Source organism: Burkholderia sp. JP2-270, from assembly GCF_003233675.1.
Lineage (GTDB): Bacteria > Pseudomonadota > Gammaproteobacteria > Burkholderiales > Burkholderiaceae > Burkholderia > Burkholderia pyrrocinia_C.
In genome coordinates this window covers 1857463-1884148 of the sequence record NZ_CP029825.1, presented here as the reverse complement: position 1 = coordinate 1884148, position 26686 = coordinate 1857463, and the positions used below count along the sequence as shown (strand labels likewise).

Sequence of the window (26686 nt, the reverse complement as noted above, 5' to 3'; positions counted from 1 at the left end):
GCTCCTGCGATGTGTCAGGCGGCAACGCGCTTGGCCAGCGCGCGACGGCTGTCCACACTGAAGGCGCCGGGGCCGAACGCGACCACCTGCAAGAGACCACCGGCCATTGCCAGGTTCTTAAGAAAATGGAACATCTGGTTCTGGTCAGCGAGCGCGTGGTGAAAGATCAGCGCGGTCACGACGGCGTAGGCAGCAAGGAGGAGAGCCACCACTCGCGTCTTGTAGCCAATGACCAGGAGCGTGGCGCCGGCCAGCTCCAGCACCAGTGCGCCAATCAGTCCGAGCGCTGGCGCGGGGAGACCCAAAGATCCGATATAGGCCATCGTCGCGCCAGGGGCCATCAGCTTGCCAATGCCGCTGATGAAGAAGATGACCGCGATAAGGGTGCGGCCAACGGCGGGGATTGCGGAGTGTTCGTCCAGCGAGGCGTTCAGGTTCGAGTTCATGGTGTTCATCCTTTCAAAGAGTGGATGAACGAAGAGTAGAGACTTGACACCTATCTAGATAGAATATATTTCTAGATACAATCCATCTACTCTATAGATATATTCTCGATGCCGCCTCGCTGGACCAGCTTCGCACCTTCATCGCGGCCGCCGACGAAGGCAGTTTCTCCGCTGCGGGCCGCAAGCTCCGCGGGCGCAGTCCGTGGTTAGCCATACACTGGCCAACCTGGAGGGCCAGATCGGCGTGCGGCTTTTCGATCGCGCCGGACGTTATCCAAGGCGTACTGGTCGCGAAGTTCGTGGATCACCTGCCGCTCTACCGGCAGTCGGTGATCTATGCGCGCGAAGGTGTCGAGCTGGATCGCTCGCTGCTGGCGAAGTGGGTTGGTCACCCTGCGGCGCTGCTGCAACCGCTCGTCGACGTACTGCGTCGCCGCGTCATCCGCGTCATCCGCGTCATCCGCGTCATCCGCGTCATCCGCGTCATCCGCGTCATCCGCGTCATCCGTTCAGCTGGTTCGAGTGAGACGCCGCGGGACGCCCCGTCTAACCTTGGACATCATGGGCGCAACTGTATCCGGTCCTGATTTTTGAACTAACAGAAATTTTGCCGTTGGGTCTAGTACTTTCAGATCGCTCTTCTGACGCGGGACCTCGAAGAGCATCTGGTGGTCCGTGGTTCCCCGTTGCACGCGTCGCCAAGTCCTGTACGGCAGTAGAGTGAACCACTTTGGGCGACTCCCTTGCGGGCTTGACCTGAGTTGAGAAACACGTGATCTCGCCGGTACGATGTAGGGAGTCACCGGACCATTTTTCCAATGGACTTCGATCGTGGAAGCAACTGAACTTAACCCACATGTCTCGCCCGACGGGCGATGCATCATTTTTGTACTATCAAACTGCGGCCGCGAGTTCGCGTGTCATGTGCAGCGGGAAGTGTTGGAACAGCACTTCTGGGTGCCTACAGGTGCCAGCGAGACGCGCATCCTCCAAGCGGTAGCGGACGGCCGCGGGCGTCTCGTTGCCATAGCAGAGCGCAAGATCCTCGCGCATGGCGACGGACCTGTCACGCTTACGATGGCCGATTTCAACAGTCATCGCTAGACCGTTGCCTGTGCCTACCGAAAGCCTGCCGGCCACCGCAATTGTTGCCCGCCCCGTTCCCGATCATTCTCATTTCATCGACTACAACGCGAGCTTCGGTGCGCCATAGACCCCCATAATTCGGTCCACTACCGCTCACCTCGCGGGTCTCCTTTCAGCCGCAGGCATCAGTCCTTGCAACACGCTTAACCTTGGTTGCTTTCTATCAGACCTTTGATTCATCCTATTCGTATACCCGGCTTGGTCGCGTGGGCGATCCTGCTGGTCTTGCTCAGGCGCTCGGCCAGCAGCATGTACGGGTTGCGATCGGAAGTGGAGATTTCCAGCGGGTGACCCTGCATTCTTGCATTGGCGTGGCTATTGGTAGCGGGACGTCTGCGTCCCCCAAGGCGACTGGATCTGTCGCCCGAATACCCCATCGACTATGCGTGCCCTGATCGCTGCCTGACGTCCGCCGGCGTTGCGATTGGCAACGCGATGAACTTCGACTCCGGCATCTCTCCCCAATCCTGGGAAAACGGCAGATAGAAGCTGACCATCCAGTCATCCATAGCCTTATGAGCCGCATATGGATGCACGATCTCACCATCGTCACGAACGCGGTCAAATCCGAAAATTCTCTTGTGCGGATAATCTGAGGATTTGTGTCTGGCCTCTCTCATGCGACGAACCGCGTCGTTCGGATAGCCCGGATGGCCAAGCGTATCGGCCTCGACAATCGCCGCTTCGATGTGCTGCTCCACGGTTAGATGGCAATCTCCAAGTCTCTCTTCGCTGAGAACTACTTCCTCAACCATGTATGGCGGCCCTTGATACCAGTTCGGATCGCGCTCGACGAGTCGAATGGCGATCACCGTCCGAGATCCCACGTCCGTACATCGCCATCTGAAAGGTCCCTCAACGAACTCGAGTCCGATGTGAAAGTCAGCGAGATCCATCTCTATTCACCATTCGATTTGGCATCGATGCCTCCAACACGTGCATTCAGCACTACCTGACGAAGGACACCGAGGCGGTTCATCTTGGCCAACCTTGGCAAGCTTGTCGCTATATCCGGCTCTCGGACACCGATCGACACGCATCCCAAATCGACCTCCGCGCAGTCAGATAAAACCCATAGTTTCCCGGATCTGATTCAATGGAACTGCTCGCCGGTCGATCGGGCCGATACCATTCTTCGCTTGCACGATATGCCGGCGGCTTATTAGTGCCTCCACCGCAGCGAGTCCTTCCGAAAGCTCGCACCCTGTCGTCGTCGGCATACGCCAGCACCGGTACAGATAGTGTGCATTCTCAGCCTCCGCCGCGGCGCATGTTACTGGCGAAATACGTGAAAAATCGAAGCCACATCGGCATCGCGCCATGTTCGGCCGCGTCATCACAATCGGCTTTTGGCACTGTGGGCAAACGTCAAGCAACTGAACGGAATGCGCGGGACATGCCGTCATCCATGTCAGCCGATGTACGGCGAGCATGATCCCATCGTCTACAACACACAGCGGACAAATGCGTTCGCGCGCCCGAACAAGCAGATGCCTCGCCTCGATCACATGATGACCAATCGCGTACCCGAACGCGGTTCCACGCGCCCGTCCGCCGGTTTCAATTGGACACATCATTCTCATGGTGCATTGCCCAATGCGGCAAACACGCGACAGTTCTGCAATCTCGGCTGAAACCAATGGACCGAAGGCCACACAACCGACGTCCCGTAGCAACGCCTCAACACTTCGCAGGCCGTTCGCATCCACCAGACGCATGAGCATCGACGACAGCGATTCGTCAGGATGTGGGTCGACGCGAAGTGCAAGCGGTGATCGTGACATCGAATCCTCCCGGCTCGTGGGTCAAGAAACCCAACTCCAATTTCCCATATCGAACTCGCGACCGATACAACATTCGTCACTAACGATAGGCACCTGACTGCATACTCATCAGTGTCGTGATCACCAGTTCCTCTCCATCGGTGCTATCGAGATAGATAACGGGCTTCCTCCATCCAAGTGAAGGGACCTCTTCTTGCAACCACGTACACAACCACCTTTTCGCGTCGAACCCCTCCGGCTCACCTGAGTCATTGACCATTCGCTGCACAAGATTCACCAACCTATCCCAGACCTCATCCGACACGCGCTCGACCATGCATTCGGGTCGACATGCGCCACAACGGCACGTTTTCACGATGTTCACCGTATCGAAATTTGACATCCCACTGCGAACCCGGTGGCGATCTGATCAAAGTCGGATCGCCACCGGCCAATTACGACCTCGCGTCACGCGACTCGCGACGCATTGCGTCCTATCGCGTCGACAAGGGCATGGTGGAGGAACGCGAACTGCGGCTCAGGGAGCTCAGAAAACAAGCGGAAAGAAATATGCTCAACGCTTCGCGCCGAGTCCACGAGCGACTTCGATCGCGTCGGATACTGTCGTTCCGCATTGACAAGTTCTGCAAAGCCGTCGGGCCAGTCCATCAAGACGCGTCCGATCTTCTGCATTCGCGGGCCAAGTTCATCAATCGCCTTCGACCGCAGCCCCTTGTCCGTCGAACCACTTGTCGCACCACTTACGCGGTACAGAAACGACAGCACGCGCAAGAGTTCTCCCAGATCAAGCGCTGAAAAATCCGGTGGCACGTCCAGCGGACAACGCGGCACATCTCGTTCAAAGCTCATGCGCCACCGCCGATCGATGAGCCGGGCAATCAGCATCTCGCTCGCCTCCGCAGGTTGACACGTTGCCGAGCCAAGCTCACTCCCACACTGACAACGCGCCAAACTGGGCCGCATGGCCGACACATCGCGCTTACAGTTTGGGCAGCGATCGAGGAGACGCACGCCGTGAACGGCGCAACTCGTTGCGAACACGTATGCGCTCACGCCAAGCATATGTTTATGCTCCGCGATGCACGCCGGACATATGCGCTCGTTGGCGCCGACAAGAATCAAATCGGGTTCGACCCAGTGACCATAAAAGCTGATCTTGATACGTTTCGTTCCGTTACGGTCAATCGCGCCCACGGTCAGCGGTGTCATCGCCCGGACCAACTTCGACGAAAGCCGACAAACACTGGCAAGCGCATCAGCCTCCGAGGCAAAGCGCGGCCGGAATGCCGCCATGCCCGCACGTCGTAGAACCATCCCCGGCCCACTCAGCCCATTGACCTCGGCAACGCGATGCAACAGCGACGAGAGCGACTCTCCGCGATGCGGTGCGACGCTAAGAAGAAGCGGGGTCGTCATTGCACGTCTCCCGCAAAAGGTTCACCGGGTTTGTTGAGAGGGTAACCGTTGAACTTCGCATCGAACGGATTGCGTGCCGGCGGCGCATCCTTCCAGATATGGACGAGAAATGCCGCGGCAAAGTCATTCAGCGAGACGCTTTTCGCCCCGCGTTGTTCTGCAATCCGATACGCACCGTTCAACAGTTTGCACATGTAGTCCACCAGTCCTGATGTCGCGTAATACAACTTCATCGCGACCCGCTTATTTGCGATGTCCATCATCGGCAGAGGCATATCTTTGGCAAGTGCATGCATCACGCCAATGAACCTCTCACCACCCTCCTTAGTGTTGGCATCGAACGAGCGAATCTCCGCCACACGAGAAAACCGGCGCCGCAACTGCCCATTGACCTGCAGTACGCGGAGCAGCGAAGGCAGCCCCGAGAGCACAACAGCGGTGGGGAGTCGGTCCAGCAGCACCTTCAACCAGTTCGCGACCTGTCTCAATGAACGACGATCGCCCTCGACAAAGTGCTGAAACTCGTCGAGCATAATGATCTCGACGCCACAACCATGTACTAGCTTGACAATCTGTTCCGTCAAGCGCGCACTCGATTGACCAGCTTGCGGAAGCTCACCCAAGGCAATCAGGATCGCCTCTGCAAGAGACCGGACGGTTGGCACCGCAGGCACGATCACGTAGAGAACCGGTACGTGCCGGCGCAGTACCTCTTCACGCACCGGGAATTTGGCACGGTAGCATTCGAGCACGGTCGACTTTCCGGCACCAGACTCTCCGATGGTGGCCAGGCAACCGGCTTCGCCGGATTCCCGTAGCCACTGATGGATGTCCTCGATACTCTTGAGCGCAGCAACGAAATCGGGATGTTCGACGATGCTTTTGCGGACATTGAATCGTTTCATGACGATCTCCTACCGTTCGGTACGCTTCATGACTGAAAATTCAGGAAAACTATCGAATCTGACGACCGTGGAATCGACTTGATCTGACTCGGCGGTATCGTCCACGGCGTTCCCGCCGGCGGTTCCCAACAAAAGTTCCTTGCTCGACTTCCCCTTGATCTGCGCAACCCATTTACGCTTCTTGAGTTTCTGATCAAGTTCCGCCTTGGCAATATCGTCTGCGAGACGGATACGTGCCTTGCGAAGCGAGACGGGGTTGATGTCGATGCTGCTGTCTCGCATGCCGCCGGTGATCTCGTTATGCATCCATCGCGTTAGATCCTTCGTGTAATCCGGATCCGTACAATCGACGCGAAGGTATTCCTTGCTTCGCGGGTCGTAGACGAAGATATGGCCGGTCTGATCGTTGAAGTACCGCACCCGCACTTTTTCATCGTCGGGAATGCTGTGACGGAGCAACTGCAGTGCAGTGGAATTGTATGAAAGGTGATCAAATGTCACGCCACTATTTGTAATAGGGCGCATGATCGCGTCCGAAAATGCGATGGATAACTGAACCGGATCGGCCGGCATATAGGTAGGTGTCAGACGTGCACTTTCCTGCCAAGCCTGGGCTGGCGTCTTGCGCTTCAAGCCGCGATGTGGCGTGTGCTGGTAACACTCCACAATCCAGCGCACGACAAACACCGTCAACTCCTCGAGCGAAACGCACGCAAGCTTCTCGGACGGGTAGTCTCCACGATCCTTGGTATTCGATCGGGTCGTCCCGGGGATCAAGTGAAAGAGCTGTTCTGCTATCGTGCGCATGAACCGTTCGATGCGGCCTTTGAACCAGGGTGCACGCCTCGGGCAGTACACGAGTGAAATACCCAGATCGTCACAGCCTGCTCGCATGGCGGACCCGTGGAATTCCCACGCGTTGTCGCCGACGACCATCTCAGCCACACCTCGCGCCAGCCATTCAAGGTGTCCCAGACCCAATCGATTCAACAGATCGCACTTGCTGAGCATGGCCATTTGCATTGCCCATCCGACCTCCTCCTGGCCAGGTGAGCGCGCCCCGATATGAAACCCCATCACCATACGAGTGTGCGCGTCAATGATGAGCGTCAGTACGGGACGAACGATGACCATACGGGTGCGCTCACAGACGCACATCAAGTTCACTGGCGTGTGGTCAATTTCCCACCGTTCGTTGAGCCTTTTTGTCTTGAGTCGGCGAAACACTGGCCGATACTGCTTCAGTGCTTCGGCGCGACCCTCCCGGGCCGCAGTAACGAGATAGCTGTTCAGTTTCTCGACATGACGATAAAGCGTTGACCTACTTATCGTTGGCAACGGATTATCTGGATCACGTTCGTTATGAACGTCGATGGCCTCCTCGACATGATCGTACAATCTCGCGACGTTGAGTTTCTGGTCGTTGAGATAGTGCGTATCGATCACATCTTCCACCAGCGTGAGCAGTGGACCATCGAGGATTTCGCGTCGCCCCTTGTTTTCATGTCGCGGCACCACGTCCATGACATCACTCGAATGTAGGTAGCGCTTGCGCCAGCGACAGAAGGTTCGATAGTCCGGCGGCATCGATGCGCCAACCTCGCACGCCACCCGTTTGATGACCTTCTCGACCTCGCGAACGCGTGAGCACTTCGCCGCCTCGACGGCTCTCAGATAGACGAGCCTTGCACGCATTACGACAATATCTTTCTCTTCGAATGTTGAAACATCGCGCCGAGCAACGACGATCGGTGACGCCCCTGTCTCGAGCAGCGATTCGACTCTGACGGACCATTGGCCGTTACCATGCCGTGCCCAGATTTCCGCCTCGTGCAGGCGTATTGGCGAGCCGTACTCGGAGCTGAGTTCGATTCGACCATCGGGCATCGCACTCTGGACACGCCAGACGTACTCGCCCTCGCAGAACTCGACGCCACGTTTAAGCAAAAATTTTTGCATGACGCACCTCCGAAGGAGCGACGTAGATGGCTGCGTCGGAGGTCAGTGGCACATCGAGATCGATGCCTGCGGCGCCATTGGCGATCCAGGTCAACGCGACGTCGCGCGTACGGGCCAGATGCACGAGATTTCGGAAAGTCTTCGGATGCTTCTTTTCAACAAGCCACTGTGCTTCCCGAATCCGTTCGGATGAAATTCGCCCCCGCCACGGCCGCAAGAGCCGCAGCGTCTCGTGACGCGTGCCGGCGATGTAGGTACGTTCATCCCAAATGAAGAGGGCGTATCCATGCTGCGCGAGGACGGCCCTCGCACGCGCCATGCGGGCCTGCACTGAAGGCTTCTGTAAATCCTTTGCGGGCTTGGCTTCGACGAAGACAGTCGAACCGTCGCGACGCACAACCTCGTAGTCGGGCGTGTATCGAAAAACCTGACTGGCCTCACGGAGGACAAATGTTCTATCTTGAGCGCTACGGAAGCGCAGTACCTCCTGGCTGAACTCGAGCAAGAGGGTCGTGGCCTCTTCAGCCAGGGAATACCATGGCGTCGAGCAAGCGTTTTTGACGGATGGCGTGAAACCTCGAAAATTTCCGCCACTGCGGGTATCGTACGAAGGCATGGTGATGTCTCCTGCGCCTCGACGGGCGCGTGGATGAGAGGGCGCCGGCCCGTATGGGCGAGCGCCGACCGCGTGGATGTCACTTCCACGCAACTAGGAGACGAGTTGGGGCTTGACGCGAATGAGGAGGGAGCTATACTGAAGTTGCTTAGGCCTCAGCATTTCCCCGCTAATCCGGGTCGAAAGAACCAATCCGTCCTAGATGGGTTGGTTTTTTCTTTTCTGTCGAATAGGCAGTACTCCTAACTCAATAGGTCGATGGGGAAAAACATTTCGGGGTGACGTTATCGATCCAGCTTCGTAACCAGTTCGTTCAGCAGAGTGACTTCGTCACTGTTGAGACGCGTCGATGCCCTGACCAGGCGATTGATTACGCGCAGCGTATCTGAACCGAGTTCGTCAGGCAGCCGCAGTTTTTTTTGGGAATCCTGGGCCGCCCCCAGCAACAAAGCGACATCGGCTTCGCTCATTTCGAGTGCCGCGGCGATGCGCTCGATTTGCTCGGTTGACGGTGGTGGTTTGATGGCGCGCTCGAGCTTCCAGACGTACTGGATCGCGACCCCAAGCCGCTTGGCCAAATGAGTCTGACTGAGACCAGCTCGCTGTCGGTGATACACCAGCGCATTCGAAAATGGCGTCATCGCTTCGCACCTTGATGTTTCCTATCTCTCAATCTATGCCGTGACCCAGCCGGCCGGCAAGGGAATTTTTCTTTTTCCGCGCGACAACACGGGCAGAAGAAATCTCGCGTGAATAGAAAAATAGTGGGGCATGTTATGGAGACGCAGAAAATGAGAAGAAAATAATTTCCCTTTTTGTACAAGTCCCGGCTCTGGCGTTTCCCGAGTAGGGTCAATTCGTTCGTAAAACCTCTGGACCGAGTGCGCGCTGAAATCGGCGAAAATTAACCGATAGGTGTTCAAAACGCACACAAATTTTCGACGACGGACGAGCACCGCCTGCCGGCCGACCGGCGACCGTTGTGTGAAAGTTACACTTTTAGGGCAAGTCTGAGCCGGGTAGCAGATCGACAACGGATGGCCAATCTGCATTCCATATCACTGCATCAAGACGTAGGGATTCGTGCGGCGGCAAGGCGTATTCGCCGCAAGACGGCCGCACTGAGCACTCAAGCCGCTTTGGAAATCGCCGATACGATCGACAACATCGTCCCGGGCGATCCGCCCGCACTCTTGCAAACGCGCGGTGACGATAACCTCCGACTTCGAACGACCATAGAGCGACATCCGCCTTCAAAGGGTCAGACGCGCTCGGACCAAGGGGCACAAACGATTAACTGGTTGGGCAGACTTCGTTACGCCAGCCCTCGAATCAGCTGGGGATTCGGTAGCTCCGGCAACACCATGAGTGCTCGGCTATGACGGGACGGTAGGCCAGTCGGCTCGCGTTCGATCAAGATCGCGCGCAATCCGTATTCAATCGGGCCGCAATAATCGTTGGGCAGACTATCTCCCACCCACAGTACAGTATTGTGGATGCCAATCACGGCATCGCCGCCCAGTTGGGCGATCACCCACCCGTAAAAAGGAGGTGCTGGTTTTGTGTAGCCGATCTCGAATGACCAGGCATATGCGTCGAGCGGAAACGGCAACAGTCTCAGCAGCGGCTCGGCGTAGGGCATCGCAAGGTTTGATGCCACCGCGATCTTGATACCCCGTTCTTTCCATCCGTGTAGTACGTCAACTACTTCTGGGTATAACTCAATGCTCGCCAGTTCAACGGCAAGGTCCGCTTCGAGCGAAGCGATTAGCGCGTCATCGTGAACACCCAGATGCTGCCCAGCGTCGCGCAGCGTCAGTGGCCTGGTCATTATCAGTTTGCGAGCCGCCGAGCGGTCGTCGCAACAACGCAGCAGCTTTCCATAGGGGTGCAGACGATCCCGGATCCGGCAAAGTGTTCCGAAGGCATCGAAAACCACAAACTTGATCCCTTCTGCATCCTGCAAAGGAAGATCCGACTGCGTCTCACTGAGTCGGTTGGTTACCCAATTGGTCATTTCGCGCCGTACCTCCTTAGACTCTAGCTTCAAGTGCAACACCTTTGATGAGATAGGGTGTTGCGATGACGAATTACAAGCATCTGAGCGCCGAAGAGCGCGCGGTGATCATGATCGAGAAGGCCCGGAACACGAGCGTCAGAGCGATTGCAAGGCTGCTTGGCCGCAGCGCGTCGACGATCACACGAGAACTGGCGCGCAATCGTACGGAAGCGCCTCGCTGCTATGACGCCACAAGCGCGGCCAGAGCCTATCGGACGCGCCGCGAGCGAAGTCGGCGTCAGGCGAAACTGGCAGCAGGAAGCACGCTGTACTGGCGGGTGCATCACGATCTGGTTTATCGGTGCTGGTCGCCGCAGCAAATTGCTGCGAGACTTCGCGAGATGCATCCAGACAACCCCGAGCAACGAGTCAGCCACGAAACGATCTACGCGGCGATTTATACCCATCCCCGCGGCGGCTTGAAGCAGGCCATGATTGAGGCCCTGCGTCAGGAGAAACCGGTGCGTGGCAACGCACGCAAGACGCTGGCCCGCAAGAGCTTTGTGCCGGAAGAACTTCGCATCGTCCATCGGCCCGAGGCAATCGAAACGCGCCAATGGCCCGGTCATTGGGAAGGCGATCTCATCAAGGGGGCCTTCAATCGTTCCTGCGTCGGCACACTGGTCGAGCGCAAGACGCGCTTCGTGGTGCTGTGCCGCATGGATGGCTGCACGGCCGAGGATGCACTGGAAGGCTTCACGCGCCAGATGAAGAAGCTGCCGGCCTTTCTGCGGGAAAGCCTGACCTACGATCGCGGATCGGAAATGACCTGTCATGTCGAGCTGGCTGAACGATTGAATCTGGATATCTGGTTCGCGGATCCCTACGCGCCTTGGCAACGAGGCAGCAACGAAAATACCAACGGCCTGCTGCGCCAGTTTCTACCCAAAGGAATGGACCTGTCAGGCGTGACCCAGATGCAGTTGAACGATATTGCCAAGCTGATGAACGGACGCCCTCGTCAAACCCTCAACTGGAAAACCCCCGAAGAGGCCATGGCGATGGAATTGGCTGCCACCGGGTTGGCTAAACGTTGCACTTGATTCTTGAGACCGCCCTCTTACTGTTGATTTCCACCGAATCTTGACCCACCGGTGGATCAGTTCTGCGTGGACATCAACAATCACAGTGCACCACGAGGTGCCCGCCATTGTGCAGCGAGGGCGTCAGTACATTAGGCTAATGTTTGTCGCGATCAGCAGACTTCTTGATAGCTCAGTCTGCAGCAGGATAATGCCTAGATCGTCCCGGCACCTACAGCGCACCCAGTGAGAACGGTTCTTGAACGGTTAAGTGTACTAACTCACTCCTCGCCATCGAAAACTGATGTCGCATGCTTGCGGCGCTCCTCGCGCCAGTACTTCGGAGTTTGCCGTGGCACGCGTTTGGCTGGCATAGACTTGGGAGTCTCAGCAATCAAGTCATCGTGTCGCCGCGAAGGTGCCTGGCTAGCTACGCGCGGAATCCCACGCTCTGAGGCTGCCGAGAACTCTTGCAGAAAACTGGTTTCTACGACAGGGATACCTAGATCCACGGTCCGTCGAAACAACGGCTCAGGCTCTATCGGCCGTTGGTCAGGCCTTTGGGGCATCTGACCAGACTGCCGGTCGTCTGACATTGAGCCGCCTGACCGAAGTGCTTCGACGACTGAGGCACTGACCGGGGCACGGGGCAGGGCCACGCGTGTACCGCCGAATTTGCCCGCCCGGATGCCATCCCAGGGACGAGCATAAACCACAGCCTCCCGTAGTTCAGCGCTCGCCGGATTGGTCGCGGCACCTCCTTCCAATCCGTAAATTGGTGTCCAGGAAGGCTCTGCCGGACTCTTGCCATAGAAAGCGAAGTACGCCCCCGTGGAGCAACGCGCCCTCGCATAAGCCTGCGCTGCCAGGTAGGCAGCGTGAAATCGTTTCGTTTCCTTCTTTCCACGATGAATAGCTGCCATAGTCTCTACCAACACCGTCGCGCCCATGGCAAAAATCGGCAGCCCGCGCTCAAGTGCAACCTCCAACATCTTGCGGACATCGGCCTCTGTCTTATCGTCCCGCTGGAGAGCAAGAGCAGCTGAAACGATGGCGCCGTCCGCCAAATAGGGGACCCACTCAACAAGGTTATCAACCCAGTGTCGACGGCGCTGCAGACGCCGGTCCTTGAGCAAGAGGTAAGCGCCGGCAGCTGCGGCCACCGGATCTCGTCGCTTGGCATAAAGCGACAGGTCTGCCGCGTTCCAGGCTTCGGCTAGACGATTCGCATCTGAAATCGCACCGCGCGCCAGATAAGACATGATCAAATCGTTGTCCGGCTCGGAGCGCCCGATGGTGATTTCGAGCGTATCCCCCTCCTCCGTCGGACTGCGCGTCAAAGCCACGCGCACGGGGCCACCTGGAGGTAGCGCCACCAAGCGCCAAGCCACCTCCTCGCCACCGATCTGCAGCAAATGAGGTGCCTGCGGGAGGTCGAGGACAATCATCTGCATCCCATTATCACGCCTCCGATCGACCGCTCGCGCGTCTTGGGCTTCCCATCGGCCATCACGCAAGGCCCATAGCGTCATCCATACCTTGCCGATACGCCTCGGTGGAATATTCCCCGATACAGCGCTAGTCTGCAGATGGTGCAGTGAGCGGAACGGCGCCACCCATTGCAGCCACTCGTGCGGGCTGTCGTTTCCGAGATCCAGCGTGGCACTACCCCGACTGCCGTGCAATTCAGCCGTCTGCTGCAGAGTCTCCCCGTTGGGCAGCCTGCCCAGCACATGCACCCGATCTAGACCCTCTGCTCGCGGCGAAAGCTCAAACTGCGTCGGCCGCCCCGCCGAGGCAACCCCGCTGGCGAGCACTGTCCCATCGGGGGCATAGACGTCGACCGGCAGAGTCAAAAGCCGCCTTTCTCTCGGCCAACCTGATACAGACACGGTCAATTGCACCATGGCCGTCCTCCTTCAAGGTATGACGAAGCGGGAGGTAAAGACCGCTTTCGTAAGAAACCGTCGAGTGATTACCTGCTCGCCGTACTCATTGTTCATGGCATTGGTACCGTACGTCCATTCACCCTGCTCCTTGACAAAACGGGCAGGGCCAGCCGCGAGCGTCTTGACGTCTCTCAGCTTCGCAGCATCCTCCATGAACGCACGTGCCACGGGCCGATAACCTTCTGGTTCGATATCCAACTCCACCACCACGGAAGGTCGCCGAGTCTGGACGTGCATCGGCACATTCCAGTTACCTTCGCCTTCTGTCTGGCCCAATTTCTGCCGTTCACCCCTCTCCGCCTGCTGTGAGAGCGTCAGCAGCACCGCCGCGGCATCGCGCAGGTCGGATACACCAACACCATAGCCTGGCCCAGCGGTGTCTTGGCTTCCGCAATGCCCCTGTAACGCCTGCAACAGCGCCGCTGTGAACCGAGCCACACCGTCCGGTGGCGCATAGGCAAGCCGGCTTGTGGTGGTCGCGCGCAGAACAGCCCATTCAGTGGTCTGCGGTGCACCATTCCGTCTACCGCCGATTAGCGCTCTTGGGCCGTCGATCTGGTTGATCAGTTCCTCGCTGAGTTCCATACAGGCGTCGATCAAGAAAGTCAGGCTGGCTGATGTCTTGCGGATCGAAGCTTGGCAAGTGTTGGACACATGGAAGACCCCTTGCCAGAGATCATCCGGATCTTCGCCGAAATCGTCAGCCACCAAGAATTGGCTAACGCCGTCACTTACGCCATGTCCACAGAAATGAAACACTCCGCGACTGTTGGGATTAGCACCAAGCCTACTGAGCCATTGTATGTAGGCAGCCTTGATATTGGCCAAGGTTGGCCGCGTGGTCGGTGAGACGGCGCCAGATGGCGCCTCGTAAGGATCGGCAGGTGAAGTCAACATCACCAGCGAACCTAGCGGCGCATCAGGGTTGTGGAACGCTAGGTCAGGCGGCAGTTGTCGTCCAGCCGGCATCGCGTCGGCGCCGCTCAGAAACCAATCCGCCATGGCCCCGGCGGACAGCCGCGGCGAACGGAGCGACTTCAAGCCACCGTATCCCGCTGCGGCCAAGCTCGGGTATTCGCCGCAGCCAACCAACAGCACGTGAGTCGCGGTGATCGTCGGGTTTTGCCGCACCGCATCCGATTCGAAGACCAGCCCCATCATGCGCCCTCGTTCAATCGGGACGCCAGCCGCTTGTAGAAACTCGGCCGCGCGAAATAGCCGCCATGAGCCTCCAGAAGCCCGTAGCCTGTGTCGAAGCGGTAATCGACCACGCCGTTGAAGACTTTCTCAGCGCAGAATGAAAACACATCGTTCGTGTCGTATACATTCAACCAGCGCGCAGCGCTCGCCGGTCGCTCCAGTCGGTCCTTGTCGGGGTTGATCGACGGCTTCAGTAGTTTCGCGCCATAAAGATCCATCTCCGCAAACAAGGCCACTTGTGACCCCACGGTAACGAACTGGTCTACTTTGACATCAGGTGCAAAGTAGGTGAGCAGGTCGTACATAATGACGCCGCCCAGGCTGTGCCCGATAACGATGAGTCGATCGTCGCCGTCCTGTCTGGCTGCCTCGGCCGCGCGCAGATTAGCCAGCACGTTCTCAAGGATCTTGCCCGGCTTCTCCGGGGTGCCACGCTTGTCTAGGTAAACAAAGACGTCACCGAGGAAGCGTGATGCCTTGGCATGCGCCCACTTACGCCCCGTACCAACAACAGCTGCTGACAAGACGTCGCTAGGCGCGCTGGCCAAACGGCTAACCGCCTCGCGCAAGGATTGAAGCCAATTGCCCAAGCCCAGTGCCTCCGAGACCTTTCCCCCCGCATGAGCTACGCGGAAGGGTTCGATCTCCGTCATCAGCCGCTCAACGAATGCTTGGTTGGACAATGACGGCTCCTGAAAAGCCCAGGCTGGAACGGGATGCTTCTCCGCATAGGCCACGGAAGCCACATAGCCGTCGAGTACCTCGCGATAGCCCTGACTAGACTGCTGTATCGCGGATGCCGTATCCCAGACGAGGTCCACGGCTGTCGCGAAACCCTTGGTCTTGCTTAGTCGCCCAAGGTTTACGCCGTCCCGCCCGTACTGGAATCGCGCTTCGCCAAGCCAAATCTCGGAATTGGCAACAACGCCGCCGGCACCACCAAGCGCAAGCGCCTCGACATCATCCGATCCCGACGGCACAGAGGCCTGGTTCCAACGGAATTTCACCCCTTCCCCGCCCCAGTAAGGAAAGAAGACAGAGACCTTCGCGACATCGAGACCGAGTCTGGGCGCGAGTAGCGTTTTCAGAAACTCCGTTTTGCAAGCCACCCCCTCCGCATAGTCCACATCCTCGATCCGGTTATTGACACCGTGCACGAAAACGATGGGCATTTTCCTCCTCCTTGCGCTTGATTTTTGCGATCACACCTTCAACGATGATATCGCCTTTTATCCCATTAATTTAGCCGACCCATATTAGCGAGATCGGAAGCAGTTACTGACGAGGCTGCAGGTAAATTGCATATTCCATCACCTGCTTGGCGTTACGCTTCCCTTGCGCTTTATACACGTGATTCATCTGGAAAATTTCGATGCTATGAGCAACGTCGCTCAAATGCTTAAGCGTCCCCTTTATAGAAGCCGTGCCGGAACTGGAATAACTCCATAGGCAGGTCCACCCATTCGCAAGGCAGGCGTGCAGGACCTTAGCGATCTCCCGTTCGATCAATTCTGGACGTCGTCCGCTGAATGGCGATGCGAATCGAACTTGGCTACCCCGCTGCGGCAGCCGCCCCTTTCCGGACACGGAATGCGGTTGGTATTGAACGACCGCTTCCAGCACGTGGTAGTAACGACTGTACTCGTCTCGGGTATAGGGTGGATCGACGTACACGCACATCGGTCGCTGCTCTACATTCGGCTTCAGAGCTTGCAGCGCGACCTCCCAAGGTCCAGGCATCACTTCGACAGGATACTTAACGTGCTCACTCTCCTCCGCTAATCTCGTTAGACGGACGAAGAACTCGTGTGACACTGACAACGAGCGTTGCTTTAACGCCTCTGACAAGTCGCCACGCCGCTTGCCGTCTGGAGCGATATCAAGTTTCGGTTGCGCGAAGTGCCCCCCGTACGTATACGCACAGGCGCTCGCCGCGCATACAAGAGCGCCAAGCGCCCACCTCCGATCGCGTTCCTCAGGCAAATCGTCAATAGCTTGACGCAGGCAATCTAGTTCGGCCCCTTGACGTTCGCCGAAGTAAAGACCTGAATAAAGGTGCGACAAGAGATGTCCATTGCGCCAAGCATCCGTCACGGCCTCGATACCGCCCCGGTGCTCGTGCTCCCAGGCTAGCGTGCGACGCTGAAGGCTTGCGGCAACGGAGTCCTGCACCGTTGGCGACAGCTCCGAATTCAACAACCGATCCTCTTCATCGATTCGCTCCCGATGCTCGTCGGAGAGCGACTCATAGCGAGATCTCGCACCTCGTATCACCGTCTCCGCAATCACGGTTCCGGTTGCGAGCGTCATTCCGCCACCTTGAACCAGACCAAGATATCTACAAAAGATCTGTGCATCTGACGCAATGGTTGGGTAGTGACGCGAAAAAGCGCCCGCCATGGCACCGGAACCACACATTAAGTCCACTATCGTGGTTCCATCTGATGCCACAGCATCCACTACGTCCAGTATTTGGCCCGCTAATGCAGCCTTTGAGCCCATGTAATTCGCAGATCTGGCAAATAGCCCGCTACGACTCGCAGCGAGCTGTTGGTGCCGCAACCTGCTTTGGGTCGCGCGTTCCATCAGCGACACATCAAGGGTGTATGCCCGATACTCGCGCAAATCCAGCTCTTGCCATGACGACGCTTGCTTGCAGAGATTGCCTGTCCTTCTGTCTACCCAAAGCGGCAAAAGCTGCATCCACAGCTCTTCCGCTGAAGACCGGACTGCGGCGGCTCCCGCCGTCACACACGTATGGGAACCGAGAGGGGTAATGATTGCTGGAGCAAAGAGGTCGTCAGTGAGCTGTGGCTCGTTGCCCCAATCGAACGCCGAGGACGTGAGGATAGACAGCCGATCGAACTGGCCTTGAGATACCCACGTCTGATTGTCTGGCCCAGTGATTGTCGGCAGCATTCCAATCCGCTTCCACTGTGCATGTGTTGGATCGGACTCGTCAAACAATCGAATCAACGGCACATTATCAGTTATCTTTCTCAAGTTGCCACCGCAACGACGAGGCCAAAGGGAGAGTCATGTGGATCATTCGCCAAGCGTAACCCAGTACCTGGAAGGTGCTCCATGAATAGAGAGGAATTCATTCCCTTGTGAAAATTCATGATCCAAACACCTCCTGGCGCTAAATGGCGCGCGACGGATGTTAGCGTCTGATCCAGATCGCATGCGTAATGCATCACATATGCACTCAATGCGACGTGGATATCTTGTTTTCCGGAATGGAATTCGTCTTCAGTCATGACAGGAAGGCCGGCATTGTGCGCCGCCAGCCGGACCTCATCACCGATATCGAATCCTCTAATCGTTGGCACCTGCACTGGCAACGTTGTCCCCAAGATCGTCCCTGGCCCGCATCCGATGTCAAGCAACGTCGCACATGAGGAACGGTTCCTAAGCTCTTGTGCGTGATCAAACAGGAACTCATAACACGCTTTGTTTCTCGTCGCGTCGATCTCAAGTCCGTAGCGATCTCCTAGCCAATTGAAGAACTCTGCAACCAGATGACTGCGTGCGATACCGTCCGACACTGGGGCCATGTAAGTATGCTCGAAAACACGTGCCCATCCAGAGCCACCGTTACGCCACACGGCACTGGGCGCCGAACAGGTGCAGACTAAAACAGCCAGGCTTGGCGAGCGATACGTCACCGTGACATTCGGCTCACGCAGCAACGTGCCAATCAACGTGTCATCGGCAGGAAGAATCAGTCGATCAGCATTAGTCACTGGACAAATCCACAATTCGTTTAGCAATGCGACGATGAACACCGTCGACGCGCATGTGCAGACTTAAGGCGACATACGTAAGTTGCCCCATTCTAAGTTGGGGTAGCGACGACGTTTCCTCGGACGTTCCATTCGCTAAAAGCGATTGGGCAAGTTGAATCGAACCGTACAGGCTGTAAGGCAAACCAATAAAGGCCTCGACTGTGCGCCACACAAACACCCAGTCCACGATGTTCCCTTCGGTCACGTCGCCAACCCTCGGCGAGGCCCAGATGGAAACAAGACCTTCTGGCGAGGGTGAACCATCAGGCTTAGGTTTGTGCGGCACGACCAGCAATGCGCGGCGAGTGGAACGATGCTCAGAGCCGGCGTTGTAGCAAGACGCCAACTCCCGTATAAACACCTCCACCTGATTGTCCTTCTCCAGAATCTCTCCAATGCGGCTCTGCGGCCCGATCAATACTTCCGAGGCGTAACGCGCCATATCATCACCTTGCGACCGAAGGTAAGCGGGTATAGCATCTTGCTGAGGTGCTTCGAGCACAAGCTTGAACGCGATCAGCTCTCTCAAAGTCTGAAACGCGTCATCGGCAGACCGTCGAGTCGCTGCTCGACGAAGCACATCGATGATGACTGGGTATGCCTGGGCCGCAGTCCGACAGCGAACCCCATCGATCGACTCAAGCGCTTGCGACTCCAGCATCTTGCGTGCCAAGACGTCCAAAGTCGGATTCGCCTCGCCTGCTTGGTGAAATTCCTCCGCGACCTCCACTGGCGCATTCTCGTATAGCGATTCGACCAGTTCCTCTGCAGTCTTTACGATTTTGAGGTTCTGTTTCAGCATTGGCATCAGAACACGTACCGTGTCGGAGCTGATATCAGCGAGTGAAGCGACTTCATCAATATTCCAACCGACCTCCTGCTTCAGACGGCGAACTGTTTCGCTGTTATCGCACGCTCTACCCCATCCGAAGATGTATAAAGTATCGGTACCACGCGCTGCTGACTGACATACTTGTGCAACAGCCACCTGCCAGAAATCAGGCAGACCTCCACCTGAGTTCGGCCGATCATCGATTACCACTACGTGGGAAAATATGTCGAGTGGTAATATCTCTTTACCTTCAAACGCGGGTCGGTCTGACAAACCGACCTGCAACCCAATCAAAGGCGCCGATTTTCTCTCGCGCTTGGGAGTGAGGATTTCTGCTTGTTCAACGCCCTCACAACCTTCGAGACTGCCCCCCCATTTCACATTCCCGTCAACCAACACTTGCGCACGCGCGCCGTCAGATGTGAACGCAACACGTAGGTCATTGGGGAGTGTTTGGTCGGCAGTATATTGCGCCCGTAAAATTCCGCTGGCGACTGCAATTGCTAACGCGATTTGCGGCACTACTTGCGCCGGCTGCTCTTGCAGCAAACTTCCCATTGAGCAAGTCGGCGTCGTCTGGATATCAAGCCACTGCGTGAGATGTTCTATCGCTTCGTCAAGAGTCGCCGCTCCGCCCACCTTGTGATTCTGCGCCACCAATTCGATCATCCCCAATCGCGGATCAGGGAATGTAGGACGAGATAGGCACGCCCGACGTCGAATCAATACAGTGCCGAAGTGAGCAAAACTACAGGCCGTCGTACTAACGCCCGACACCCCAACGACACTCGCAATAGAAAGCCGTCCACGGCGCTTTTCCTTGTCGCGACTCTCGCTGTTCGATTCCGCTGCCGATGTGATGTTCTCACCGTCGACCAGCGGCGATTTTGTCGCCTCTTCTGCTTGATCGATGGTCTGCTTGATTCGCTCAAACGTCACATCGTCGTGCAGAAACTGCATCCCCAGCGTCAAGTCAATATTATGGGAGCGGCCATCATCTCCACGAAATGCATGTTGTTGAATTCGCTGGCGCAGATCGTAGAGTGCCTTCATCATGGGAAGCAGGCCCACGTCAGGCAAGATCAGGTAGTACTCGTCACCGCTCGGGTGAAAAGGCAGTCCGCCGTGATGCAAGCAGAGATCATGTAGCTCACGATTGACCATGCGAATTGCTTCGTCGCCCTTCTCATGACCCGCTTGGTCGTTCAGGTTTTTGAATTTGTCCAGGTCAGCAAACAGAATCGCGATGGATCCTCTGTCGGGAGACAATTCTCGCAAGCGTTCCACTGATTTCGGCAGACGGACGCGTACAGACTCTCGTTTCCAGGCCAAACCGCCGGCAGGGCGCATATCCTCGCCCCATAGTGCCTTCGCCAAAACTTTCAGCCGTGGAAGAATCTCCTGCTCTTCTGCCGTCTCCGGAAAGCAATCGCCGAATACCGTGAACTGCACATCGGCACTTAGATCACCTTTCTGCAACACAAGGGAAGGCGCGTCGTCTCCAAGCGCCCCCCAGAAATATTTCTGGCCGAGTTGATCGATTTGTACCCTAAGGCGCCGGGCGAACAATGCCCCCGCAATCTCGTCGAGTCGACACGTCACCTCCCGAGGCGAAAGGAACAGCCAGTTGGTCTCCTCGATCAGCTGTTCCAGCGCGGCCTTCGCTTCACTGCTAGTCATTTCCATGTCGCGTTATTTTCCCCGTTAGTAATCTGCGAGCCTGGGCGACCAATTGAAGTGCTTCGATCACACCATTCGTAGATGGGTATGTTGTTCGAAAGCGGCTAGACGATTGTGCTTGAGTAGACGCATTCGCGACACAAACGCTCACTCCCACGGCCTGAAGCAGTTCGACGTCGTTGTCGTTATCGCCTATTGCCATCACCTGATTTGGAGCGATCCGCAAATAACCCAGGAGGGACTCCAAGCCTACCGCCTTGCTCGACCCAAATGGCCGCACCTCAATATAACGTGATCCGCTGACCGTCGGCGAAATACCAGGAATGCGCTCGAGCACTACCGCAAGTTGCGCTCTCACAGTAGCGTCCTCGGACCAAAGCAATGCCGCAACGCAATTTGCGTCCGATGGCACTGACTCAATCGGAGATACCGGAAGTCCGTTGAATTCCCGCTCGGGCGGTATACCTTGACCAACGAATGTTGCCCATTCACCATCCAACCGGCCGGCGAGATCCGCATGCAACCAATACAGTAGGGCACTCCCCCCGAGGCTTGATACCGCGCCCGTCAGCGCGTCAATCGACTCAGTACTCAGAACGCGTTGCGCCAACAGTACACCAGCGGCCGTCATCACGACGCTACCGTTGTAGAGGATGACCGGAATGTCTTTATGTCGAGATACTGCTTCGATTGCAGGCCGAGCCCCGGCAAGCGCCCGGCCAGTAGCAAGCGTCAGCGGGACGCCACGGGATTTCAGGCGATTCACCAAGTGAGATCGCTTACCCCACTCAGTTTTGGTCGGCAGGTCATCGGAATTTGTAAGCAGCGTGCCGTCCAGGTCGAGCACGACGAGTTCAACCTGAGCAAAGGGCTTGAGGTCCTGAACATCAGACAGGGCGTTTGGTAGGGGAGCCGGTCGGCCGATCGACGATGAACACATGATGCCTGGAACGCCGTTTCCGGCTTGTTGTGGTGTAGCCCAATGCGTTGACCTCATATTCCGTCATCGTACCCCGCGCACTGAGACAGGCCCTGAGATCGGGCAAAGGAATAAAAGCGTCATCGCAATACTGCACGACAACGCGCTTCCAGCCAACCTCACCCAACAATTTCTGGAGGTAATCGAGTCTCATTGCCTGTCGGAACTGAGCACTCTCCACACCAATTGTTTTGGGTAGCCCTGCAAGGCTGTCCGGGTTTGTTCGCGGCCGGTTCAACTGGGCCAAAGATTCTGGCAGATGATAATAACGGGCATAGTCCCGGTCGTTGTATGGCGGATCGAGATACAGCAGGTCGAAGTTGCGGCCTCGCAAGGTTTCCAGCGCGTCGCCACGGAGGGCTTGCCCAGGGGGAAAGCCCGAAGATACCGGCAGGAATGACAGGGTGAAGGGACGTAAAGCCTTGCGATCCCAATGTTTGAGGTGGGCATAGTAGGTGCCGGCCGTGTTGGCGCACGCGTCCATCGCGTCAACAAATGAGGAGACCAGGTGCGCGCGTTCCGAGGTCGATAGCCACCCGTTTTCATTCCATCGGCACATCTCGTCCCAAACACCTGCAATGCGAATCGCGTTTTCGACGGTGAAAAACATTCTCTGTCTGGCAAACTCGTTCACGATCCATGACCGTGAGTTGCGCTGTTGAACCAAATGGTCAAGCACTGCTTCCCGTGAGTCCAAATTCAAATTCCGACGGACATGCAAATATCTTGGCACGCTCGAGCAAACCACCCGAGTATGTTGAAAAGCATGTGGCATGGACAGGATATCGCAAGTGGTGACGCGAACATTACGCTGCCGCAGTGCAGCACCAATAGTTCCAAGCCCCCCGAAAGCATCGGCCGCCGTCTGGATTCGCATTCCATCAAGGGCGAGGCCAACTACTGCCTCGAGCGTCGAGGATTTCGAGCCGAAATAGCGCACAGAATCGCCCCTCCCTATGATGACGAGTACGGCTCAGCGCGTACGCCAGTCTGATCTGCAAATGTGTCTCGCATCCAGTTCAATAGCAACGCACGTTCTACATCCGGCAGACCAACTATTTTTGCGCGGAGCCGCTCCTGTTTACGCCGAATACGTTGTCGATCACGGTACGATTCGCCCACCCATTGCAGATCTGCAGGAACGGTTGGCGGATCGTAATTGAGCCAAACGCGTTCCTCGCGCGCGCAGCCGTGGCTCCCCATATTGAATGAGAGTTCACGCCAATCACGAAGACGCTCGCTGTAGAGATCGCTGCCATACCCCGAGATCATTACGCGGCACGGAACGTTGACGAGCACATCAAGCAAGGCTTCATGATCCGACGACGTATACTCGTGACGATAGATTGTCGAGCGACGACGCGTAGCAGGTAGGTACGGAGGGTCCAAATAGATGAACTCGGCTCCTTTAAACTCAAAAGTCCTCAAAAATTCTAAAGCGTCACGTTGAACAAGGCGCAAGTTCGGAACTTCGTCGCCACGCCACTTGGCCAACACCTCCGGATCCGACTCGATGCCGATGTTCACGGACGCGGGAAGCTTGTTCCGTAGCACGGCTCCCATGCCGAGATACGCTTCGATGTACGTCTCGTGCTCCGGGATGAGATTGATCAAGCGACGAAATAATTGGCCTTTGCCACCGGGATATGTCATGCAAGTAGCATCGTCGGAATTGACGATGGTGTCAAGTGGCCTGTGCGTCCCACCAGACGTCGAACCTGACGCAGCACCAACGCAGTGGCATAAAGCACGGAGCCAGCGCTGCAGCGTTGCTCACATTCACTGTTCAGCTTGAGTGTGAATTTGCGGCCGTATTCCGGTCATGTTGATGCAACGGATTCCATCAATCGCCGAGGCGGTAGGATCGATAAATGTAACCGTCTTGGTTACGTACATTGCTTCTCGACCTTCGATATCGCCGGATCAGTTTCCGGCACCGCGTATGAGTGCGGGCACTTACTTCATAACCTCGATCGTCGGTCGACAACTAGACTAGCTAGCGAAAAAGCACCGACGGCGACTAGGCGAGCAGGCACAAGGCGTGGTTTTGCTCGCGGCGACGGGTAAGGTGCAGACGCAAAATTCCAAATATGTCGCCATTCAAAGAACATTATTCCAATATTTTTTCATGACTAAGCAGAACACAAGCGATACTTCTTCTTTTAATCTCAAAAATTCAAAGACAACTTATTGAGACTGCGGACATCTTTTCTGAGAGACAACAAAAGCCCAGCACAAGCACCGGCCCTAACCCCTCTCCCGTACCGGCAATCGCCAGACCAACTGTACCGGTACCGTACCGTCAACCGTCGCTAAACTGACCTCCATCCCAGTCTCGAACCGAATGGAGAATCCGCGATGGAATTCCTCACCCTGAGCGCGCTGCCCGCCGGCATGCTGTTCGCGCTCGTCACGTCGATCACACCCGGCCCGAACAACACGATGCTGCTCGCATCCGGCGTCAATTTCGGTTTCCGCCGCACGATGCCGCACCTGTTCGGCATCAGCATCGGCGTCGCGATCCTGATGCTCTGCGTCGGCTTCGGCCTCGGCGAAGCGTTCAAGCGCATGCCGCTGCTGTATACGATCCTCGAAGCCGCAAGCGTCGCGTACCTGCTGTACCTCGCGTGGCGCATCGGCACGTCGGGCGAAGTGAAGGCAAACGGCGGCAAGCCGCGGCCGATGACGTTCATCGAAGCCGCCGCATTCCAGTGGGTCAACCCGAAAGCCTGGATGATGGTGCTGACCGCCGCGACGACGATCCGCCTGTCCGCCGACTACGGCATGAACGCCGCGTGGATGGCCGTCGTGTTCATCCTGATCGGCTTTCCGTGCATCAGCCTGTGGGCCGCGTTCGGCCTCGGCCTGCGCCGCTTCCTGTCGAACCGTCGCGCGTTGCGCATCTTCAACGTGACGATGGCCGTGCTGCTGATCCTGTCGCTGTATCCGCTCATCGCGCATCTGCTCCCGCAGTGAGCGCTCACAGCGCGCCCGTTGAGATTCATGTGATGCAGGCGTACCCTTTCGGTACGGGCGCGCGCAGCCGCTTCGCGGTCGCGCCGCTGCCGCCGGGAGAAAGCCGATGAAACCCATGCTGAGGACGGGCGAGCATATCGAGGGGATGCACTGGATCGCCGAGTATCGCCCGCTCACGCACGACATCCGCGTGCTGCGCGAGAACATCGAAGTCGGCATTTACTGCGCGCCGCCCACGCTGTTCGGCGAAGAGGAGGAGATGGGCGCCGCGAACCTCGCCGATCATCGCGGCCGGGAGGCCGCGCTGCGCGCGTATCTGCGCAACTTCGTCAAGGAACACGACGCGGAGGAATAGCGGCGCGAAGTGTGCCGTTCGCAAAGGGCCGGCGCATCGCACCGGCCCGCGCTTCACTCAATGCCCGAGCGATTCGATCTTGCCTGCCGGCTGCGCGACGCCATGCGGCCGCGCCATCTGCTTGATCAGCAGCGCGATGCACGCGAGCACGCCCGCGACGGCGATCGTCGCGAACACGCCCGCGAACGTGAAGTGCCGGCGCGTCAGTTCGGCGACGAGGAACGACCCGGCGATCCCGCCGAAGCGGCCCACGCCGAGCATCCACGCGACGCCGGTGCCGCGCCCCTCGGTCGGATAGAACGCGGCGGCAAGCGCCGGCATCGACGATTGCGCGGTGTTCATCAGCACGCCGGCCACGAACACGACCAGCACGAGCAGCCCGACGTTGCCGGCCGCCTGCCCGATCGCATACACGCTCACCGCCGTCAGCGCATAGCACACGGCGATCACGCGGTTCGCGTTGAAGCGGTCCATCAGCACGCCGCACAGCACGGCGCCCACGCCGCCGAGCGGGAACAGCGCCGAGATCAGCGTCGCGCTCTTCGGCGTCAGGCCGGCATCCTTCAACAGGATCGGCATCCAGTTGATCGACGCGTAGAAGATCACGAGGCCCATGAAGTACGCGATCCACAGCATCACGGAGCCGACGATGTACGAGCGCGACAGCACGACGCCGAGCCCCTTGCCGCCCGTCTGCGGCGCGGCCTCGGTCATCGCGAACGAGCCGGCATTCAGCGCGTCGCGCGAGATGCGCGCGAGCGTTGCGCGGATCTTGTCGACGGCCTGACCGCTCGCGACCATGAAGCGCACCGATTCCGGCATCTTCAGCAGCAACAGCACGCCGAGCAGCAGCGGCGTCACGCCGCCGAGCATCAGCACGCTGCGCCAGCCGAAATGCGGAATCATCCACGCGGCCAGGAAACCGCCGAACGCGGCACCGAGCGGGAAGCCGCAGAACATCAGGTTGATCACGGTCGCACGGCGCTTGTCCGGGCAGAATTCGCCCATCATCGTGACCGCGTTCGGCATCGCCGCACCGAGCCCGACGCCGGTGACGAAGCGCAGGATCGTCAGGTGTCCGATGGTCGTCGAGAACGCGGACACGAAACACGCGACGCCGAACAGGAATACCGAGCCGAGCAGCAGCGAGCGACGCCCGAGCCGGTCGGACAACGGGCCCGACACGAGCGCGCCGCACGCGAGGCCGAACAGCGCGGCGCTCAGCACGGGCGCGAGATCGGGCTTGGTCAGGTTCCATTCGCCGAGTAGCGACGGCGCGATGAAGCCGATCGCGGCCGTATCGAAGCCGTCGAGCAGCACGATCACGAAACACATGAGGAACACGAGCCATTGAAAGCCGCCGAACGGCTGCTCGTTGATGAAGGTCTGGACATCGACCACGGGTGCGCGATTCATCGCGAGTCTCCTATGTCGACCGGAATTGGCGCTTCAGCGCCTACTCCGGTCCCATGCAACGCTAATATGTATATGAGCAATACGGCATGTCGGCCGCGCCCTTCCTTTGTTCGCCCACCGGCCATCCGGTGTGCCGCGCGCCGATGCTCTGCCGGCAC

24 protein-coding genes and 2 pseudogenes are annotated in these 26686 nt (G+C 57.7%); 7 read left to right on the top strand and 19 right to left on the bottom strand.

Annotation, left to right across the window (positions count from 1 at the left end):
- Nucleotides 1–14: 14 nt before the first annotated feature.
- Nucleotides 15–455, bottom strand: coding sequence for a DoxX family protein (locus DM992_RS26395; protein WP_204356123.1), 441 nt, complete (start codon nt 453–455; stop codon nt 15–17).
- A gap of 92 nt (nt 456–547) precedes the next feature.
- Between DM992_RS26395 and DM992_RS42900 the strand changes: the two are divergent.
- The 4 genes and pseudogenes from DM992_RS42900 to DM992_RS26375 form a co-directional block, all read left to right on the top strand.
- A pseudogene (locus tag DM992_RS42900) lies at nt 548–726 on the top strand (LysR family transcriptional regulator); the annotation flags it as partial.
- Nucleotides 713–889, top strand: a pseudogene (locus DM992_RS26385) (transposase); the annotation flags it as partial. The pseudogenes DM992_RS42900 and DM992_RS26385, both read left to right, overlap by 14 nt.
- Before the next feature lie 388 nt (nt 890–1277).
- The gene (locus DM992_RS26380) at nt 1278–1550 is read left to right on the top strand and encodes a DUF1488 family protein (RefSeq protein WP_111019282.1); all 273 of its coding nucleotides are present in this window, start codon (nt 1278–1280) and stop codon (nt 1548–1550) included.
- Nucleotides 1551–1741: 191 nt separating this feature from the next.
- The gene (locus tag DM992_RS26375; RefSeq protein ID WP_111019281.1) at nt 1742–1987 is read left to right on the top strand and encodes a cyclophilin-like fold protein; all 246 of its coding nucleotides are present in this window, start codon (nt 1742–1744) and stop codon (nt 1985–1987) included.
- Here DM992_RS26375 and DM992_RS26370 read toward each other — a convergent pair.
- The 8 genes from DM992_RS26370 to DM992_RS26330 all read right to left on the bottom strand — a co-directional run bounded on the left by DM992_RS26370 (nt 1973) and on the right by DM992_RS26330 (nt 10289).
- Entirely contained in the window at nt 1973–2404 is a 432-nt protein-coding gene (locus DM992_RS26370) for a hypothetical protein (RefSeq protein WP_239511349.1), read from the bottom strand. The genes DM992_RS26375 and DM992_RS26370 overlap by 15 nt on opposite strands.
- 249 nt (nt 2405–2653) lie before the next feature.
- The gene (locus DM992_RS26365) at nt 2654–3376 is read right to left on the bottom strand and encodes a TniQ family protein (RefSeq protein WP_080323113.1); all 723 of its coding nucleotides are present in this window, start codon (nt 3374–3376) and stop codon (nt 2654–2656) included.
- A gap of 447 nt (nt 3377–3823) precedes the next feature.
- Nucleotides 3824–4792: a TniQ family protein gene (locus DM992_RS26355; RefSeq protein WP_080323112.1), complete on the bottom strand. Its 969-nt coding sequence runs from the start codon at nt 4790–4792 to the stop codon at nt 3824–3826.
- Complete coding sequence (locus DM992_RS26350; RefSeq protein ID WP_080323111.1) at nt 4789–5697, bottom strand: TniB family NTP-binding protein; 909 nt, start codon at nt 5695–5697, stop codon at nt 4789–4791. The genes DM992_RS26355 and DM992_RS26350 overlap by 4 nt, the downstream gene beginning before the upstream one ends.
- Before the next feature lie 9 nt (nt 5698–5706).
- Nucleotides 5707–7656 carry a Mu transposase C-terminal domain-containing protein gene (locus DM992_RS26345; RefSeq protein ID WP_111019279.1) on the bottom strand — a complete coding sequence of 650 codons (1950 nt, stop codon included), beginning with the start codon at nt 7654–7656 and terminating at the stop codon, nt 5707–5709.
- Nucleotides 7637–8272 carry a TnsA endonuclease N-terminal domain-containing protein gene (locus DM992_RS42895; protein ID WP_230944691.1) on the bottom strand — a complete coding sequence of 212 codons (636 nt, stop codon included), beginning with the start codon at nt 8270–8272 and terminating at the stop codon, nt 7637–7639. Before DM992_RS42895 ends, DM992_RS26345 begins: the two co-directional genes overlap by 20 nt.
- A 284-nt stretch (nt 8273–8556) precedes the next feature.
- Nucleotides 8557–8913: a helix-turn-helix transcriptional regulator gene (locus DM992_RS26335; protein ID WP_111019278.1), complete on the bottom strand. Its 357-nt coding sequence runs from the start codon at nt 8911–8913 to the stop codon at nt 8557–8559.
- A gap of 674 nt (nt 8914–9587) precedes the next feature.
- On the bottom strand, nt 9588–10289 hold the full coding sequence (locus DM992_RS26330) for an HAD family hydrolase (RefSeq protein ID WP_162631742.1): 702 nt from the start codon (nt 10287–10289) through the stop codon (nt 9588–9590).
- 65 nt (nt 10290–10354) lie between these two features.
- Here DM992_RS26330 and DM992_RS26325 point away from each other — a divergent pair, with 65 nt between their 5' ends.
- Nucleotides 10355–11374 carry an IS30 family transposase gene (locus tag DM992_RS26325; RefSeq protein ID WP_080484403.1) on the top strand — a complete coding sequence of 340 codons (1020 nt, stop codon included), beginning with the start codon at nt 10355–10357 and terminating at the stop codon, nt 11372–11374.
- A 260-nt stretch (nt 11375–11634) separates the two neighbouring features.
- Here the strand turns inward: DM992_RS26325 and DM992_RS26320 are convergent, their stop codons facing one another.
- The 9 genes from DM992_RS26320 to DM992_RS26280 form a co-directional block, all read right to left on the bottom strand.
- Nucleotides 11635–13260, bottom strand: coding sequence for a hypothetical protein (locus tag DM992_RS26320; protein WP_162631741.1), 1626 nt, complete (start codon nt 13258–13260; stop codon nt 11635–11637).
- 12 nt (nt 13261–13272) lie between these two features.
- Nucleotides 13273–14463 carry a caspase family protein gene (locus DM992_RS26315; protein WP_239511348.1) on the bottom strand — a complete coding sequence of 397 codons (1191 nt, stop codon included), beginning with the start codon at nt 14461–14463 and terminating at the stop codon, nt 13273–13275.
- Nucleotides 14460–15674 carry an alpha/beta fold hydrolase gene (locus DM992_RS26310; RefSeq protein ID WP_111019275.1) on the bottom strand — a complete coding sequence of 405 codons (1215 nt, stop codon included), beginning with the start codon at nt 15672–15674 and terminating at the stop codon, nt 14460–14462. Before DM992_RS26310 ends, DM992_RS26315 begins: the two co-directional genes overlap by 4 nt.
- Before the next feature lie 103 nt (nt 15675–15777).
- Nucleotides 15778–17421 carry a DNA adenine methylase gene (locus tag DM992_RS26305; protein WP_111019274.1) on the bottom strand — a complete coding sequence of 548 codons (1644 nt, stop codon included), beginning with the start codon at nt 17419–17421 and terminating at the stop codon, nt 15778–15780.
- Between the two features lie 80 nt (nt 17422–17501).
- A complete protein-coding gene (locus DM992_RS26300; protein ID WP_162631740.1) occupies nt 17502–18248 on the bottom strand; it encodes a class I SAM-dependent methyltransferase in 747 nt (248 codons plus the stop codon).
- The gene (locus tag DM992_RS26295) at nt 18241–20808 is read right to left on the bottom strand and encodes a diguanylate cyclase (protein ID WP_111019272.1); all 2568 of its coding nucleotides are present in this window, start codon (nt 20806–20808) and stop codon (nt 18241–18243) included. The genes DM992_RS26300 and DM992_RS26295 overlap by 8 nt, the downstream gene beginning before the upstream one ends.
- Nucleotides 20795–21649, bottom strand: a complete 855-nt coding sequence (locus DM992_RS26290) for an HAD family hydrolase (RefSeq protein ID WP_157637067.1) — start codon at nt 21647–21649, stop codon at nt 20795–20797. The genes DM992_RS26295 and DM992_RS26290 overlap by 14 nt, the downstream gene beginning before the upstream one ends.
- 40 nt (nt 21650–21689) lie before the next feature.
- Entirely contained in the window at nt 21690–22415 is a 726-nt protein-coding gene (locus DM992_RS26285; protein ID WP_343212428.1) for a hypothetical protein, read from the bottom strand.
- 320 nt (nt 22416–22735) lie between these two features.
- Nucleotides 22736–23434: a DNA adenine methylase gene (locus tag DM992_RS26280; RefSeq protein WP_111019270.1), complete on the bottom strand. Its 699-nt coding sequence runs from the start codon at nt 23432–23434 to the stop codon at nt 22736–22738.
- A gap of 705 nt (nt 23435–24139) precedes the next feature.
- Here DM992_RS26280 and DM992_RS26275 point away from each other — a divergent pair.
- Both DM992_RS26275 and DM992_RS26270 read left to right on the top strand, forming a co-directional pair.
- Nucleotides 24140–24757 (top strand): LysE family translocator, encoded by a 618-nt coding sequence (locus tag DM992_RS26275; RefSeq protein WP_111019269.1) that lies wholly within the window; start codon nt 24140–24142, stop codon nt 24755–24757.
- A 106-nt stretch (nt 24758–24863) separates the two neighbouring features.
- Nucleotides 24864–25112, top strand: a complete 249-nt coding sequence (locus DM992_RS26270) for a hypothetical protein (protein WP_111019268.1) — start codon at nt 24864–24866, stop codon at nt 25110–25112.
- A 57-nt stretch (nt 25113–25169) separates the two neighbouring features.
- On the opposite strand, the gene DM992_RS26265 is transcribed toward DM992_RS26270, so the two are convergent.
- The gene (locus tag DM992_RS26265; RefSeq protein WP_111019267.1) at nt 25170–26528 is read right to left on the bottom strand and encodes an MFS transporter; all 1359 of its coding nucleotides are present in this window, start codon (nt 26526–26528) and stop codon (nt 25170–25172) included.
- Nucleotides 26529–26686: the final 158 nt, after the last annotated feature.